This is a genomic window from Pseudomonas sp. PB106 (assembly GCF_009764645.1).
Classification (GTDB): domain Bacteria; phylum Pseudomonadota; class Gammaproteobacteria; order Pseudomonadales; family Pseudomonadaceae; genus Aquipseudomonas.
This window is the reverse complement of sequence record NZ_RWIM01000081.1, coordinates 42,961-58,427: the sequence shown is the minus strand read 5'-3', so window position 1 is coordinate 58,427 and position 15,467 is coordinate 42,961. Positions and strand designations below refer to the sequence as shown.

Genomic DNA, 15,467 nt, shown 5'->3' with positions numbered 1-15,467 from the left:
ATAAACCCCCTATAGGAACTGCCGAAGGCTGCGATCTTTTGATCTTGCTGTTAAGAAGATCAAGATCAAAAGATCGCAGCCTGCGGCAGCTCCTACAGGGTTCCAGCACAGTGCCTGACTGGGCGCTGTGCACTTTTATATGGCAGTCAGATACCTTCGAGCATAGCGTCTGCCGGCGCTTCGGAGCGTTGCTTGGCAGTCAGCTGGAAATACAGATACCCGGCGGCCATGAAACCGAGGAACACACAACCGATCAGCGTGTTGAACCACGCCATCGCCACCAGGCACACCACCGCCAGAAACAGCGCAATCGCCGGCACCACCGGATAGCCCGGCGCCCGGAAGGTGCGTTCCAGATTCGGTTCGGTTTTGCGCAGTTTGAACAGGCTGAGCATGCTGATGATGTACATCACGATCGCGCCAAACACCGACATGGTGATCATCGCCGCCGTCAGGGTCATGCCTTGCAGATTGACCAGACCATCGCTGTAGATCGCCGCAATGCCGATCACGCCACCGGCCAGAATCGCCCGGTGCGGGGTCTGAAAGCGCGAGAGCTTGGCCAGGCCTTTCGGCAAATAACCGGCGCGGGCGAGGGCGAAGAACTGTCGCGAGTAGCCGAGAATGATCCCGTGGAAACTCGCCACCAGCCCGAACAGACCGATCCACACCAGCATGTGCATCCACGTCGAGTTATTGCCGACCACGGCTTTCATCGCTTGCGGCAGCGGATCGTTGATGTTCGACAGCTGACGCCAGTCGCCAACGCCGCCGGCCATGACCATCACGCCGATGGCCAGGAACACCAAGGTCAGAATGCCGCTGACGTAAGCCTTGGGGATCGTGCGTTTCGGGTCTTTCGCCTCTTCGGCGGCCATGGCGGCGCCTTCGATGGCGAGGAAGAACCAGATCGCGAACGGTATCGCGGCAAAGATTCCCGGAATCGAAGCCATGGTGAATTCGTTGGCACCCGACCAGCCATTGAGCACGAAATTGCTGAAGCTGAAGCCCGGCGCGACCACGCCCATGAACACCAGCAACTCGGCGACGGCGAGTACGGTGACCACCAGCTCGAAGGTCGCCGCGATGCTGACACCGAGAATATTCAGGGTCATGAACACGAAATAGGCGCCGACGGCGGCGATCTTCGGATCAAGCTCGGGATATTGCACATTCAGATAAGCACCGATGGCCATGGCAATCGCCGGTGGCGCAAAGACGAATTCGATCAGCGTGGCGATGCCGGCGATCAATCCGCCTTTCTCGCCGAACGCCCGACGGCTGTAGGCAAATGGCCCGCCGGCGTGTGGGATGGCGGTGGTCAATTCGGTGAAACTGAAGATGAAGCAGGTGTACATGGTCGCGACCATCAGCGCCGTGACCAGAAAACCCAGGGTGCCGGCGGTGCCCCAGCCGTAGCTCCAGCCGAAGTATTCGCCAGAAATCACCAGGCCGACGGCAATGCCCCAAAGATGCAGGGTGCCGAGTGTGGGTTTGAGCTGTGTGGTGGAAGTCATAAGTCCTCTCTGTTTTTTATTGTTCGATCTGTTGGACTTTCGGGTATGGCGGTTGGGTGGATGGGTTGCTGTTCACGCAGCGGCAGTTTCAGTGCAAATCCTGAATGACGGGTACGCAAGGGCCGTGCCAGAGCGGCCAGGCCATTAGTGGTGTGTCATTGAGGACGCCATCGCTGGCAAGCCAGCTCCCACAGTGATTTGAGTTGGGCTCAAAATCTGGGCTCACCCACAACCCTGTGGGAGCTGGCTTGCCAGCGATAGCTATCTGGAGGGCAACACAGAAATATCTGAGTCGCCCAAGGGTTTTAGAAGAAGCCCAACGGGTTGATGTCGTAGCTCACCAGCAGGTTTTTGGTCTGCTGATAGTGATCGAGCATCATCTTGTGCGTCTCACGCCCAACGCCAGACTTCTTGTACCCGCCAAATGCAGCATGCGCCGGGTACAGGTGGTAGCAGTTGGTCCACACGCGACCAGCCTTGATCGCACGGCCCATGCGGTAGGCGCGGTTGATGTCGCGAGTCCACAGGCCGGCACCGAGGCCGAACTCGGTGTCGTTGGCAATCGCCAGTGCCTCGGCTTCGTCCTTGAACGTGGTGATGCTCACCACCGGGCCGAAGATTTCTTCCTGGAACACGCGCATCTTGTTGGTGCCCTTGAGCAGGGTCGGCTGGATGTAATAGCCGGTCGACAGGTTGCCCTCGAGTTTTTCCACCTTGCCGCCGGTCAGCAGCTCGGCACCTTCGCCCTTGGCGATTTCCAGGTACGAAAGAATCTTGTCGAATTGCTGCTCGGACGCCTGCGCGCCGACCATGGTGTCGGTGTCCAGCGGATCGCCGCGTTTGATTTGCAGGACTTTCTTCATCACGACAGCCATGAACTCGTCGTAGATCGACTCTTGTACCAGTGCACGCGATGGGCAGGTGCAGACTTCGCCCTGGTTGAAGAACGCCAGCACCAGACCTTCAGCGGCTTTCTCGATGAACGTCGGCTCGGCCTGCATGATGTCTTCGAAGAAGATGTTCGGCGACTTGCCGCCCAGTTCCACGGTGGACGGAATGATGTTTTCGGCTGCGCATTTCATGATGTGCGAGCCAACCGGGGTCGAGCCGGTGAAAGCGATCTTGGCGATGCGTTTGCTGGTGGCCAGCGCTTCGCCGGCTTCTTTGCCATAACCCTGAACAATGTTCAGCACGCCCGGTGGCAGCAGGTCGCCGATCAGTTCCAGCAACACGGTGATGCCCAGCGGGGTTTGTTCGGCCGGTTTCAGCACGACGCAGTTACCTGCTGCCAAGGCTGGCGCAAGTTTCCACGCGGCCATCAGAATCGGGAAGTTCCACGGGATGATCTGGCCGACCACGCCCAGCGGTTCATGAATGTGATAGGCCACAGTGTTGCCGTCGATTTCGGCCGCGCTGCCTTCCTGGGCGCGCAGGCAGCCAGCGAAGTAGCGGAAATGGTCGGCAGCCAGCGGGATGTCGGCGTTGAGGGTTTCGCGGATGGCTTTGCCGTTGTCCCAGGTTTCGGTGATCGCCAGCAGTTCGAGATTCTGTTCGATGCGGTCGGCGATTTTCAGCAGGATCAGCGAGCGCGCCTGCACGGAGGTGGAACCCCACGCATCGGCTGCGGCGTGGGCGGCGTCCAGTGCCTTGTCGATGTCTTCGGCAGTGGAGCGAGGGAATTCGGCAATCGGTTGGCCATTCACTGGCGAGGTGTTGGTGAAGTACTGACCTTTGACAGGCGCGACGAACTCGCCGCCGATGTAGTTACCGTACTTGCTCTTGAACGAGACTTTGGCGCCTTCAGTACCGGGGTGAGCGTAACGCATGATGATGTTCTCCTTGGCTTTGTACTTATTAGAGAAACGCGCAAGTGCGCTTGCTATAAGCGTAGAGCAAAGGCCGGGCCACTGCCGCGCAGGGCAGTTAAATCAAGGGCTTGAGCGGTTTGTGTCGGACGAGTGGGTTGTATCTGTGACGGTATCGGTACAGGCGCAGTGACAGTTTGTACCGCTTCTGGCACAGGTGGTGACCGGGCAGTCTTGCCAGCATTGCAATGGCGGCCAGCGTGGAGGATCCTCAGCCAACAGAAACCCTGTAGGAGCTGCCGCAGGCTGCGATCTTTTGATTTTGCTTTTTTGCAGATCAAGATCAAAAGATCGCAGCCTGCGGCAGCTCCTACAGGGTTTGCGTCGACCTTTCGGGGAGAACAATAAGAAATGCACGACAACCATTTGAGTCGCCATGCCCAACAGGTTCTCACCGTTACCCAGGGCAAACCGCACCTGCACGGGCCCGGTGCCGATCCGTCGATTGCCCGTTCGTGGCTGCGTTGCCTTGAGGACTATCACCTCGACCCGGCGCTGACCATGGCACCGACCGTGCTCGAACACGGGCGCGTGCTGGAAAGCCGCGAGCGTCTGCAACAGGTTCTGCAAATCGCCGGCAATGAAATGAGCAGTCTGCACCAACAGCTTTCCGGCGCCGGCCACGCGGTGCTGCTGACGGATGCGCGCGGGGTGATCCTCAACTGCGTCACCGCACCCGCTGAACGCAAGATTTTCGAACGCGCCGGCCTCTGGCTCGGTGCCGACTGGAGCGAGGCCTGCGAAGGCACCAACGGCATCGGCACCTGTCTGGTCGAGCGTCAGGCGTTGACCATCCATCAGGATGAACACTTTCGCGGTCGCCATACTGGCCTGACCTGCTCGGCGAGCCCGGTGTTCGACCCGCACGGAGAACTGCTGGCCGTCCTCGACGTGTCGTCGGCGCGCCATGACGTCTCGCGGCAGAGCCAGTTTCACACCATGGCGCTGGTCAATCTGTCGGCGAAGATGATCGAGAGCTGCTATTTCCTGCGCTGTTTCGATAATCAATGGTTGCTGCGTTTTCACCTTCAGGCCGAATCGGTCGGGCTGTTCAGCGAAGGGCTGCTAGCGTTCGACGGGGAAGGGCGGATCAGTGCGGTCAACCAGAGCGCGTTGAACCTGCTCGGACATATTCGCGGAGGATTGCTCGGTAAACCGGTTGAAGCGTTCTTCGATTGTTCGCTGGATGAGCTGCTCGGTCGCGCCAGTGCCAATGCCAGCGCCAGTTGGCCGCTGCGCACCCGCGATGGCCGGCACCTTTTCGCGGTATTGCGTGGTGAGTCGCGTAAACCGGCGCCGGTGATGCCAGTGCCCGTCGTGGCCGAGGCACCGCGCCTGTCGGGCATTTGCCTGGGTGACGAGGCGTTGCAGGCAGATTTCCGCAAAGCCTTGCGCGTGTTCGAGCGCGATGTGCCGCTGCTGATCAACGGCGAAACCGGTTCCGGCAAAGAGGCTTTCGCCAAGGCCGTGCATCACGCCAGCCAGCGCTCGAGCAAAGCCTTCGTTGCCCTCAACTGCGCGGCCATTCCTGAAAGCCTGATCGAAAGCGAGTTGTTCGGCTATCGCGGCGGCAGCTTTACCGGCGCACGCAAGGACGGCATGCGCGGCAAGTTGCAGCAGGCCGACGGCGGTACGTTGTTCCTCGATGAAATCGGCGACATGCCGCTGGCCTTGCAGACACGGTTGCTGCGGGTGCTTGAGGATCGGCAAGTGGTGCCGATCGGCGGTGAGCCGGAGTCGGTCAACGTGCGGATCATCAGCGCTACCCACCGCAATCTGCTGGAGCGGGTTGCCGATGGCAGTTTCCGCGAGGATTTGTATTACCGGCTCAACGGTCTGGAAGTGGCACTGCCTGCACTGCGCGCGCGCAGTGATAAATCGCAGCTGCTGAATTTTCTTTTGGCCGAAGAAGCGGGCAGTGAAACGGTAGTGATCGACGAGCCGGCACGTCAGGCATTGCTGGCGTTCAACTGGCCGGGCAATGTGCGGCAGTTGCGCAATGTCCTGCGCACATTGGCGGCGCTGTGTGATGAGGGGCGGATAGGTCTGGAGGATTTGCCGGTGATGATTCGGCAGGGACGGCCAGCGGTTTCGCCAGTCGAGTCTTCCGAGCATCCACTGGAAGATGCTGAACGTCTCGCATTGCTCAATGCGCTGGAGCAGACCCGCTGGCACATGACGCACACGGCGCAACAACTGGGCGTCAGCCGCAATACGCTTTATCGAAAGCTGCGCAAACACGGAATCGCTCGATCTGCGTAATCCGATCGTTCCCACGCTCTGCGTGGTAACGCCTGCCCGAACGCTCTGCGTTCGTTCTGGGACGCAGAGCGTCCCGGGCTGCATTCCCACGCGGAGCGTGGGGACGATCATCCCCGCTCAATCAGCTAAAGAGTGCGATTTCCCCCTCCCTACGCTAACCTGCGGCCATGTTTTACGAGGTCGACTATGCACATTCATATTCTGGGTATCTGCGGGACTTTCATGGGCTCGATGGCGGTGTTGGCCAAAGAGCTGGGCCATCACGTGACCGGCTCCGACGCCAACGTCTATCCGCCAATGAGCACGCAGCTTGAAGCTCAAGGCATTCAGCTGACGCAGGGATATGACCCGGCGCAGCTCGATCCGGCACCGGATCTGGTGGTGATCGGCAACGCCATGTCTCGCGGCAACCCGGCGGTGGAATATGTGCTGAACAAAGGCCTGCCGTACGTTTCCGGTCCGCAGTGGCTGGCTGACCATGTGCTGCAAGGTCGCTGGGTGCTGGCGGTTGCCGGTACTCATGGGAAAACCACCACCAGCAGCATGCTTGCCTGGGTACTGGAACACGCCGGCATGAGCCCTGGCTTCCTGATTGGCGGCGTGCCACAGAACTTCTCGGTGTCTGCGCGCTTGGGCGGCACGCCATTCTTCGTGATCGAAGCCGACGAATACGACAGCGCGTTCTTCGACAAGCGCTCGAAATTCGTACACTACCGTCCGCGCACCGCGATCCTCAACAATCTTGAGTTCGATCACGCCGACATCTTCCCGGATCTGCCGGCGATCGAGCGGCAATTCCATCACTTGGTGCGCACCATCCCGAGTGAAGGCCTGGTCATTCACCCGACCACCGAGCCGGCCCTGCAGCGGGTTATCGAAATGGGCTGCTGGACCCCGGTGCAAACCACCGGTGCCGGCGGTCAGTGGCAGGTCAAACTGCTGAGCGAAGACGGCTCGGCATTCGAAGTGATGTTCGAAGGCGTGTCGCAAGGCACCGTCGAATGGGAATTGACCGGACAACACAACGTTGCCAACGCCTTGGCGGCTCTCGCCGCTGCGCGACATGTTGGCGTGGTGCCATCGATGGGCATCGCCGGCCTGAGCGCATTCAAGAACGTCAAACGGCGCATGGAGAAGGTCGCTGAAGTACGCGGCATCACCATCTACGACGACTTCGCCCACCACCCGACGGCGATTGCCACCACCCTCGATGGCCTGCGCAAACGCATTGGCGATGCACCGCTGATCGCGATCATCGAGCCGCGCTCCAACTCGATGAAGCTCGGCGCGCACCGTGACGGCTTGCCGGACAGCGTGGTCGATGCCGACCAAGTGATCTGGTACGCCCCGGCCAACCTCGGCTGGGATCTGGCTGGCACCGCTGCGCAGTGCACCGTGCCATCGATTGTCAGCGATTCGCTGGAAGGCATCATCGAACGCGTGAAGAGCCAGGCCCAGCCCGGCACCCACGTAGTGATCATGAGCAACGGCGGCTTTGGCGGCCTGCACGGAAAACTCGCTGAGGCGCTGCAATGAACACTCGTTTTGAGAGCAATGGCCCGGAACGCATCACCCTGGCGATGACCGGTGCGTCCGGCGCGCAATACGGCCTGCGCCTGCTCGATTGTCTGGTGCGTGAAGATCGCGAAGTGCACTTCCTGATTTCCAAGGCTGCGCAATTGGTGATGGCCACCGAGACCGATGTGACGCTGCCGCCCAAACCGCAGACCATGCAGGCCTTCCTCACCGAATACACCGGGGCTGCCGCCGGGCAGATTCGCGTGTATGGCAAGGAAGACTGGATGTCACCGGTGGCCTCGGGCTCCGGCGCGCCGGCAGCGATGGTGGTGGTGCCGTGTTCGACGGGCACGTTGTCGGCGATCGCCACGGGCGCCTGCAACAACCTGATCGAACGCGCCGCTGATGTGACATTGAAAGAGCGCCGCCAGCTGATTCTGGTGCCGCGCGAGGCGCCGTATTCGAGCATTCATCTGGAGCACATGCTCAAGCTGTCGAACATGGGCGTGACCATTCTGCCGGCATCGCCAGGCTTCTATCACCAGCCGCAGACCATCGATGACCTGATCGATTTCGTCGTGGCGCGGATTCTCAATCTGCTGGGTATTCCGCAAGACATGCTGCCACGCTGGGGCGAGCATCACCTGAGCAGCGATGAATAAACTGCTGGCAATCGTGCTGGCGCTGCAACTGGCCGGGTGCGCCACCGCGCGCACCCTCGATGCAGCCAAACCCGGCGCGCCGGTGGTGTATTCCGGCACGCGCCTGGATTTGTATGCCATGAATGGCGGGTGCTGCGCGATGGATCGCTTCGGCGCCGAGGCCCCGAGTTACCCCGGCGTGGACCTGCCGGCCAGCGCCTTGCTCGACACGTTGTTGCTGCCGTTGTCATTGCTCACAGTGATCGGCGTGAGCTTTCAGGCCACCGGCGGTTTATAAACCGTCGAGCGTGATCAGCGGCGGTGGAAAATGGATGTCGTCGGCGACCGTCTCTGCACCCTTGGCCAACACCATGATGCGTTTGCCGGCGGCCGCCACTTCGTCGATCAAGGTATCGTACTCATGCCGGTTGGAGGCGCCGCTCCAGGTGCGCGCTTCGATGGCGTCGGCGTGATTCTGTCCCGACGACCCGGCGCGTTGCAGCGCCTGGATATACACGTCCTCGACCAGTGCTGCTCGGTTCATCTGTGAGTTGACCAACCAGACTCGCGCCACACTCAACCCACGCGCGGACATCGAGATGTGCCCCTCCAGCTCGCCGTCCGGAAACCAGGTTTTACTGGCCTGCGGTCGAGGATTGTTGGCGTGTGCGTTGTACACCTGATTGTCCCGTCCCGGCACCACCTCGACATCGCGGGTATCCAGCAGGTAGCAAAAGCCGAACTGCTGCGCCTCGCGTTTCGGCGTGTAATCGTGGGTCAGGTGCAGCTCGCTGTCGGTCCGCGACGATTGGCCGGGATTGTCCGTTTTGCCCGGGAAGCGGTGCAATTGCGAGTCGTAGGCCAGCGCTTGAGCATTGGCCTGTTGAGCGAACTTCATCGCGACCCGCAGACTGAGCGTCGCGCTGACGGCGCTCTGGCTGGTGGTGCCTTCGGCCAGCGTTGTGCGCGGCAGCAGACTGCCGTCCCGGGCAAACTCGAACGGGCTCCGATCATCACCTCTGAACATCGCCGGAATGTCGGTGCGAAACAGGCAGTTGTGCACGTTGCGCTGAAAGCCGCAGTGCAACAGCAGGCCCTGGAAAAAGGTTGGCGTCAGACTGGACTGCAAGAAGCTTTGACCTTTTTCCTGATAGCGCAGCGTAAGCATCTCCGCGCGCAGTTCCGATACGAACGGATCAAAGCGACGCGAGTTGGCTTCATCGAGCACGCTCTCGCGATGTGCCTCGACCCAGCGCGGCAACTCGTCGTTGATGCGGTGGGGAAATTGTCCGCTGCCCCCCAGTTCATCACACAGCTGCGAGAGTTGTTCGGTGCTCAGGTTGTACGGGCGCAATTTGGCAATGAACACCGCAAGTGAATTGAGAACAGCGTGCGGGCTGGTCCAGAGCCGCAAGTGATCGATCAGCTGTGCCCGGCGCGAATAATATTCCCGGAGCGTCACCCACGCTGGCGCTTTGCCGGTTTGTGCCACTTCCTGGCGAAAACGCACGATGTCCTCGCCCTGAATTCGGTACAGGTTCCAGATATCGACGTCACGCCAGTAGCGGCACAGCGGCGCCAGGCTTTTGTTCCAGTAGTCGGTCGGCTTGACGATGAACAGGTGCGAGGCGCTGCGAAAGGCCAGTTGCAGGGGCGGGCCGAAGCTGTCGTTCAATTCGGGCTTGCGGTGCAGCTCGATGTAGCCCTGATGGCTCGGGTGGGCGCTGTCCCAATGATAGTGCGAAGGGTGCGCGAACCCCGGAGCGTCAGTTCTGATCCCTGGCGCTTGCGCCGTCGCGGATGCTGTCGGTGTATCGACGGTTTTCCAGCGCAGATTGACGTTGCCGAGTTTCTTCGCCAGTTGTGCGGGGGTGAAGTTAAAGGCCTGCAAGGTGCTGAGGAATAAATCGCGATCCATGTCCGGGGATGTCCAGCGCCGCAGTTCGTCGAGCAGGTAGACGGTCTCCATGCGGTCGGCGCGGATGTTGGCCCATTGCGGTTTTTTGCCGGTGGCGTGCGCTTCCGTGCGAAACCGCGTGATGTCGGCGCCCTGAATGCCATACAGGTTCCACAGATCGCGATCGGTCCAGGCTGGCAACAGTTCGGCAGGTTCATCAAGGCGGGTGGCGGAGGGCTCAACACGAATCAGCAGGCCGTTATCGTCGCGAAACGCATGAATCGGCGTGAGGTCGCTGGCGTCGTTACTGTCCTGTTTGCGATGCATGAGCAGATAGCCGTGGTGATTGGCGGCGGCTTCATTCCAGAGATAATCGCTGATGTCGATGTGTTCGGCGGCGGGGAGCGTCTGCAACGCATGGCTCGATTCGACGCGAGGTTCTTTGGCGGCGGAAGCGCCTTCGTCGCTGTCGGCTGGCGAAATGGGTATGTCTTCGACGCGAATGCCCGACTCAACCTCTTCTTCTTGCACCCTCGGCACAGGAACGGCTGGCTCGGGGATTAACGTCGGGGTGGGTTCTATCGCGGGGATTAACGCGGCGCTGTCCTGACGAGTCACCCACGGTGTGTCGATGGCCGGAAGGTCGGAGTGGGTATCAGGCTGGCGCGGTGGCGCCGTCGGGGTTTTTTTCGGACCCATCAAGAAATCCTTTCTTTGATCGCGTGAACGGTTACGGCGAATGCGGCACTGACCCAATGGACAGCACGGCGCACGCGCCTCGTGCAGGACACGCTAACAATCGAGAGGAGGGGGCGTGTGGTATTGGGGTATTGCGTGCAAGTGCAGGCGCTTCAGTTTGTTACGCCTGACAAGCCATCCAGCGCAGACAGCTCAGGGGCTGAGCCAAGTCGACGCTGGAGGGCGTGCGCCAGGATCACTTGCCGAGTTTGCGTAAATCGTCCGACTCGATGACTCGGACACCGTCCTGTTCTTCCAGCGCCAGACGCCACATTGCCCGGGCCAGTTGGCAGGCTTCGATGCCACGGTATTTACCGGGGATCAGCTTCGACAGTGGCCCGGCCAATTGCTCGGCCAAACGCGGTTCGGTCCGTTCGCCCAGCAGCAGCGAAGGTCGGCAAATGGTCAGTTGCGGCCAGTCTTGCGCGCGCAAGGCCTGCTCCATTTCGCCTTTGACGCGGTTGTAGAAAACCGATGACTTTGGATCGGCGCCAATCGCACTGATGACAATCAGATGCCGCGCGCCCATTTCCCGCGCACGTTTGGCGAAGGCCACGACCATGTCCAGATCCACGGCACGGAAGGCCGCTTCCGAGCCCGCCTGCTTGATGGTGGTGCCGAGGCAGCAGTAGGCGATATCGACACGGCCACTGAGTTGCGGCAGAAACGCCTGCGGATCGCCGACCGGGTTTTCCAGGTGCGGATGTTCCGCCAGTGGCCGACGCGAGGGGGCAAGCACGCGAGAAATCGTTGGCTCGTTGAGCAAACGGTCGAGTAGATGTTCACCGGTCAAACCGGTGGCTCCGGCAAGCAATACGTGCTGAGGCGTCAAGTACATAGTGTCTCTCCCTTGATACTGTTCAGCTTAGTTGCTCTTTACCGCTCCGTCGTTCAACGCAGCACTTTGCAAAGCTTTTCTTGCTTGCTGTTTACGCAGCAGTTGCCAGTGCGAGAGCACGGTTTTCGGCGCCCAGATCTGCGGCTCCGAGGCTTCGAAATTGTCCGCCAGCTCGCGCTCGGCGACGGTAGCCTTGGCCAGTTTGAAGGCTTGCTCCAGATCATCGGTCTGGTTCAGTGCCTGGGCGAACAGCGCGTCGCCGAAGTAGGTGAAGTTGGCTTCTTCCGAGCAACCGAAGGACACCCGATCGGCGCGTGAGGCGGTCATGATCAGTGTGCGTTCGTCTTTCAGCGCCGGGATGAAACCGCCGGAGTAGCACGATGAAATGACGATGATCTTGTCGCGGTTTTTCAGCGGCGCCAGAACGGCGGCGAGTTCGTCGGCGGGCAGGTCGGCCAGTTCCATGCGCGGCTGGTCGAGAACCAATTCATGTTCGGCGGTGCCGTGGCTGGTCAGGTAGATGAACAGCAAGTCTTCCGGGCCGCTGCGTTCGGCGAGGGTCTGCGCGGCGCGGCGCAGATTCTCGCGAGTGGCCATCGGCCGATCACCGAGGTGGTCGCGGTGGTTGACCAGACGAATCTGGCCATAGGCGCCGAAGCGCGTGTTGAGCATGTTGGCGACGTAATCGGATTCACGCAGGAACACGCTTTGCTTGCCGTCACCGCCGAGGGTCAGGGTGTACAACTCGACCGCCGGGGTCGAAGCCGGGATCGCCGCGAGTGCATCGTCGAGCAAGCGGCCCTGAGCGAGCAGGCCGAGTTCGAGGGTGTCGGGCAGCAATTTGCCATCGGCGTCACGCACGCGCTGACCATTGATCCAGCTGCCGCTCATGACGCTGCCATCGGTGAGCACCAAGGTGCCGCGCCCGGAATAACTGTCGTTGTCGAAGCCGCCGATGTAGAAGCTGCCATCCGACAGATTCAGTCGGCCCTGACCACTGAAGCGCCAGTCGCTGAACGAGCCGATGTAATGGCTGCCGTCGGCGCCGATCAGTTCGCCCTTGCCGGTCAGCGCGCCTTCCTTGAACTGGCCGAGCCAGACATCGCCGTCAGCGTTTTCGTAGCGGCCCTTGCCGTGCAACTGGTTGTTCTTGAAACCGCCGACATAGATGTCGCCGTCGGCGCTGTTGAAGGTGCCGTTGCCTTCCAGTTGTCCGTTAACGAAGTGCCCGGTGAACGAGTTGCCGCTGGAGTCGCCGCGCTGACCTTCGCCGTTGGGTTTGCCGTGGGCGAACTGGCCTTGATAGGAACTGCCGTCGTCCATCTCCAGACGACCGAGCCCGGAGTACTGGTCAGACTTGAATTCGCCGCGATAGGTCATCGCATTTTCTTTCAGGGTGCCTTCGCCTTCGCGCCGGCCCTGTTTGAAGCCGCCGGTGTAACTGCTGGCATTGGTGGTCAGGCTGCCTTGGCCGTCGAACAGTCCTTGCTGAAACTGGCCGCGATAGACCTCGCCATTGCTGCCGTGCCACTCGCCCTGGCCATGCCACTGGCCCTTGTCGAACTGCCCGGCGTACCAACTGCCGTTGGGATAATCGACGCGCCCCTGACCTTGCAGCAAGCCATCGACCAGTTCCCCGCGATAGCGCCCGCCGTCCGGCAGGCGCGCATCCGGCGGCAACAGCGATTCGCCGTCGCCGCACGCGGTGAGCATCAGGGTCAGGGCAATGGGTGCAAGAGAAGCGAGTGAGCGCATAGCGGGATCCGGGCAATTAGGCGACCGAGTATGCCGCAGCTATGCGTCGCATAAATAGAGACGTGACGCGAAACAGCGTGCGCTGCTTCGCATCCAGAACGATCAGACGAAGCAGAGCGACAGTGGCTCGGCGATATAGGCCGGCTTGTCCGAGCCTTCTATCTCCAGCGTTGCGGTGGCTTTGAGCAGCCATTGGCCAGGCTTTTTCTCGGTCACTTCACCCAGATCGACCTTCAGTCGAACTTTCGAGTTGACCTTCACTGGCTGGATGAAACGCACGCTGTCCAGACCATAGTTGACGACCATCTTCACGCCTTGCGGCAGGACGAGGATGTCTTCCATCAATTTCGGAATCAGCGACAACGACAGGAAACCGTGGGCAATGGTGCTGCCAAATGGCGTTTGCGCGGCTTTGACCGGATCGACGTGAATGAACTGATAATCACCGGTGGCTTCAGCGAACAGGTTGATGCGCTCCTGATCAATGGTGAGCCATTCGGAACGTCCGAGTTCCTTGCCGACATAATCTTTGAGCTCTGCAACGGGAACATAGGGCATTGAGACTCTCCTTGGGTTCATCGGTTTTATAGTTTTTCAGGTGGGGGATTTGACCGCCCTGCGAACCACTGTAGATCATCATGGCGATTTGCTCAGGTCAACCGACCATGCTTTTGGCGAATGCCGATCCATAGCGCAGGCGTGCTTATAATGCCGGGCCCCTGCTGGGTGGAATGTAAGACGGAGATGTCGGATGTTGCTACGTGGCCTGACCCTGCTGGTGCTGTTTCAATTGCTCGGCACCGCGCTCAATCACTTGCTGTTGCCGGTGCTGCCGGGACCGATCATCGGCCTGCTGCTGTTGCTGATTTTCCTGATCATTCGCGGTGAAGTCGGCGAGCCGCTGAATCTTGCGGCAGGCAGTCTGCTGCGCTATCTGCCGTTGCTGCTGGTGCCGCCGGCGGTGGGCGTGATGGTGTACGCGAGCGACATTGCCGCCGATTTCTGGGCGATTGTTGGTGCGCTGGTGCTGTCGCTGATCCTGTCGATGGCCTTCGCCGGCGTGCTGATGCAGCGCATGGTCAAGCGCCACGCGCCGTCGTCATCGGAGGAGTCCTGATGCTGTTTGATTGGCAAGGCGCCTGGGCCTCGGTAATCCACCATCCATTGTTCGGCATCGGCATCACCCTCGGCGCCTATCAACTGGTGCTGGCCGCATTCGAGAAAACCCGCTGGATCTTTCTGCAACCGGTGCTGGTCTCCATGCTGTTGGTGATCGGCGTGCTGGTCGGCTGCGGCCTGACTTACGCCGAGTACCGCAAGAGCACCGAGATCCTCAGTATTCTGCTCGGCCCGGCAACCGTCGCACTGGCGGTGCCGCTGTATTTGAACCTGCGGCGCATTCGCCAATTGTTCTGGCCGATTTTTACTACGCTGGTGATAGGCGGGGTAGTCGCCACGGGGATGGGCGTGTTGCTGGGCTGGTGGTTCGGCGCCGAGCACATGATCCTGATGACCATGGCGCCAAAGTCGGTGACCTCGCCGATTGCCATGCTGGTGGCCGAGCAGATCGGTGGCGTCGCGGCGCTGGCGGCAGTGTTCGTGCTGATCACCGGCGTGATCGGGGCGATCTTCGGCCCGGCTCTGTTGACCCGCCTCGGTGTGCACAGCCCCGAGGCACGGGGCATGGCGCTGGGCATGACCGCACACGCGGTCGGCACTTCGGTGGCGTTGCAGGAAAGTGATGAATGCGGCGCCTTCGCGGCGCTGGCGATGAGTCTGATGGGCGTGGCCACGGCGGTGTTCCTGCCGTTGGCGGTGTCGATGGTGGTGTAAGGAAATGTCTATGAGCTTGCCGCTTTTCCCGCTGAACACAGTGCTGTTTCCCGGCTGCAACCTCGACTTGCAGATCTTCGAAGCGCGCTACCTGGACATGATCGGCCGCTGCATGAAACAGGGCGGTGGTTTTGGCGTGGTGTGCATTCTTGACGGCAGCGAAGTCGGTCTCGCGCCGGAGGGCTTTGCGCTGGTCGGCTGCGAGGCACGAATCACCGATTTCCAGCAGCAGGACAACGGCTTGCTGGGGATTCGCGTGCAGGGCGGACGCCGTTTCAATGTATTGCGCACCGAAGTGCAACGCGATCAGTTGATCCTCGCCGACGTCGAGTGGCTCGACGATGAGCCCGAGCAGCCGCTGCAGGACGAAGACGCCGATCTGGTCGCGCTGCTCAAGGCGCTGGCCGAGCACCCGATGGTCGAAGCGTTGAACATGGGCACCGATGCGATTGGCCAGCAGTCGCTGGCCAATCAGTTGGCGTATCTGTTGCCGTTCGCCGAGGAAGACAAGATCGACCTGCTGCAACTCGATGATCCGCAACAGCGACTGGATGCGATCCAGGCGCTGCTCGACGAGTTGCAGGGTGAGCTGTTTGCCTGACA

General features: G+C 60.7%; 13 protein-coding genes. 7 read left to right on the top strand and 6 right to left on the bottom strand.

Going from position 1 to position 15,467, the window contains the following annotated elements:
* Nucleotides 1-146 precede the first annotated feature (146 nt).
* Nucleotides 147-1,517, bottom strand: a complete 1,371-nt coding sequence (gene eat / locus EJA71_RS11160; protein WP_158956786.1) for an ethanolamine permease — start codon at nt 1,515-1,517, stop codon at nt 147-149.
* A 305-nt stretch (nt 1,518-1,822) separates the two neighbouring features.
* Complete coding sequence (locus EJA71_RS11155; RefSeq protein ID WP_008083670.1) at nt 1,823-3,343, bottom strand: aldehyde dehydrogenase family protein; 1,521 nt, start codon at nt 3,341-3,343, stop codon at nt 1,823-1,825.
* Between the two features lie 390 nt (nt 3,344-3,733).
* Between EJA71_RS11155 and EJA71_RS11150 the strand changes: the two genes are divergently transcribed.
* The 4 genes from EJA71_RS11150 (at nt 3,734) to EJA71_RS11135 (ending at nt 8,101) form a co-directional block, all read left to right on the top strand.
* Entirely contained in the window at nt 3,734-5,644 is a 1,911-nt protein-coding gene (locus EJA71_RS11150) for a sigma-54-dependent Fis family transcriptional regulator (RefSeq protein WP_158956784.1), read from the top strand.
* A 186-nt stretch (nt 5,645-5,830) separates the two neighbouring features.
* Nucleotides 5,831-7,180, top strand: coding sequence for a UDP-N-acetylmuramate:L-alanyl-gamma-D-glutamyl-meso-diaminopimelate ligase (mpl, locus tag EJA71_RS11145; RefSeq protein ID WP_158956782.1), 1,350 nt, complete (start codon nt 5,831-5,833; stop codon nt 7,178-7,180).
* On the top strand, nt 7,177-7,824 hold the full coding sequence (gene ubiX / locus EJA71_RS11140; RefSeq protein ID WP_158956780.1) for a flavin prenyltransferase UbiX: 648 nt from the start codon (nt 7,177-7,179) through the stop codon (nt 7,822-7,824). The genes mpl and ubiX overlap by 4 nt, the downstream gene beginning before the upstream one ends.
* On the top strand, nt 7,817-8,101 hold the full coding sequence (locus EJA71_RS11135) for a YceK/YidQ family lipoprotein (protein ID WP_130211350.1): 285 nt from the start codon (nt 7,817-7,819) through the stop codon (nt 8,099-8,101). The genes ubiX and EJA71_RS11135 overlap by 8 nt, the downstream gene beginning before the upstream one ends.
* Here the strand turns inward: EJA71_RS11135 and EJA71_RS11130 are convergent.
* From EJA71_RS11130 to EJA71_RS11115, 4 genes are all read right to left on the bottom strand, one after another.
* Entirely contained in the window at nt 8,096-10,399 is a 2,304-nt protein-coding gene (locus tag EJA71_RS11130) for a hypothetical protein (RefSeq protein ID WP_158956778.1), read from the bottom strand. The genes EJA71_RS11135 and EJA71_RS11130 overlap by 6 nt on opposite strands.
* A 235-nt stretch (nt 10,400-10,634) precedes the next feature.
* A complete protein-coding gene (locus tag EJA71_RS11125; RefSeq protein WP_053124198.1) occupies nt 10,635-11,276 on the bottom strand; it encodes an oxidoreductase in 642 nt (213 codons plus the stop codon).
* Between the two features lie 27 nt (nt 11,277-11,303).
* On the bottom strand, nt 11,304-13,031 hold the full coding sequence (locus EJA71_RS11120; protein WP_158956776.1) for a C13 family peptidase: 1,728 nt from the start codon (nt 13,029-13,031) through the stop codon (nt 11,304-11,306).
* Between the two features lie 102 nt (nt 13,032-13,133).
* Nucleotides 13,134-13,589 carry a MaoC family dehydratase gene (locus EJA71_RS11115; protein ID WP_034153755.1) on the bottom strand — a complete coding sequence of 152 codons (456 nt, stop codon included), beginning with the start codon at nt 13,587-13,589 and terminating at the stop codon, nt 13,134-13,136.
* A gap of 193 nt (nt 13,590-13,782) precedes the next feature.
* Here EJA71_RS11115 and EJA71_RS11110 point away from each other — a divergent pair, with 193 nt between their 5' ends.
* Genes EJA71_RS11110 through EJA71_RS11100 form a run of 3 tightly spaced genes read left to right on the top strand, consistent with a single transcriptional unit; the run spans nt 13,783 to nt 15,465 of the window.
* Nucleotides 13,783-14,148, top strand: a complete 366-nt coding sequence (locus EJA71_RS11110) for a CidA/LrgA family protein (RefSeq protein WP_158956774.1) — start codon at nt 13,783-13,785, stop codon at nt 14,146-14,148.
* Nucleotides 14,148-14,864: an LrgB family protein gene (locus tag EJA71_RS11105; RefSeq protein ID WP_053124192.1), complete on the top strand. Its 717-nt coding sequence runs from the start codon at nt 14,148-14,150 to the stop codon at nt 14,862-14,864. Before EJA71_RS11110 ends, EJA71_RS11105 begins: the two co-directional genes overlap by 1 nt.
* Nucleotides 14,865-14,874: 10 nt before the next feature.
* Complete coding sequence (locus EJA71_RS11100) at nt 14,875-15,465, top strand: LON peptidase substrate-binding domain-containing protein (RefSeq protein ID WP_158956772.1); 591 nt, start codon at nt 14,875-14,877, stop codon at nt 15,463-15,465.
* Nucleotides 15,466-15,467 lie beyond the last annotated feature (2 nt).

What these genes read in the sequence shown, in the direction of transcription:
- eat (WP_158956786.1), bottom strand. Translation starts at nt 1,517, where the DNA reads ATGACTTCCACCACACAGCTCAAACCCACACTCGGCACCCTGCATCTT.
- EJA71_RS11155 (WP_008083670.1), bottom strand. Translation starts at nt 3,343, where the DNA reads ATGCGTTACGCTCACCCCGGTACTGAAGGCGCCAAAGTCTCGTTCAAG.
- EJA71_RS11150 (WP_158956784.1), top strand. Translation starts at nt 3,734, where the DNA reads ATGCACGACAACCATTTGAGTCGCCATGCCCAACAGGTTCTCACCGTT.
- mpl (WP_158956782.1), top strand. Translation starts at nt 5,831, where the DNA reads ATGCACATTCATATTCTGGGTATCTGCGGGACTTTCATGGGCTCGATG.
- ubiX (WP_158956780.1), top strand. Translation starts at nt 7,177, where the DNA reads ATGAACACTCGTTTTGAGAGCAATGGCCCGGAACGCATCACCCTGGCG.
- EJA71_RS11135 (WP_130211350.1), top strand. Translation starts at nt 7,817, where the DNA reads ATGAATAAACTGCTGGCAATCGTGCTGGCGCTGCAACTGGCCGGGTGC.
- EJA71_RS11130 (WP_158956778.1), bottom strand. Translation starts at nt 10,399, where the DNA reads ATGGGTCCGAAAAAAACCCCGACGGCGCCACCGCGCCAGCCTGATACC.
- EJA71_RS11125 (WP_053124198.1), bottom strand. Translation starts at nt 11,276, where the DNA reads ATGTACTTGACGCCTCAGCACGTATTGCTTGCCGGAGCCACCGGTTTG.
- EJA71_RS11120 (WP_158956776.1), bottom strand. Translation starts at nt 13,031, where the DNA reads ATGCGCTCACTCGCTTCTCTTGCACCCATTGCCCTGACCCTGATGCTC.
- EJA71_RS11115 (WP_034153755.1), bottom strand. Translation starts at nt 13,589, where the DNA reads ATGCCCTATGTTCCCGTTGCAGAGCTCAAAGATTATGTCGGCAAGGAA.
- EJA71_RS11110 (WP_158956774.1), top strand. Translation starts at nt 13,783, where the DNA reads ATGTTGCTACGTGGCCTGACCCTGCTGGTGCTGTTTCAATTGCTCGGC.
- EJA71_RS11105 (WP_053124192.1), top strand. Translation starts at nt 14,148, where the DNA reads ATGCTGTTTGATTGGCAAGGCGCCTGGGCCTCGGTAATCCACCATCCA.
- EJA71_RS11100 (WP_158956772.1), top strand. Translation starts at nt 14,875, where the DNA reads ATGAGCTTGCCGCTTTTCCCGCTGAACACAGTGCTGTTTCCCGGCTGC.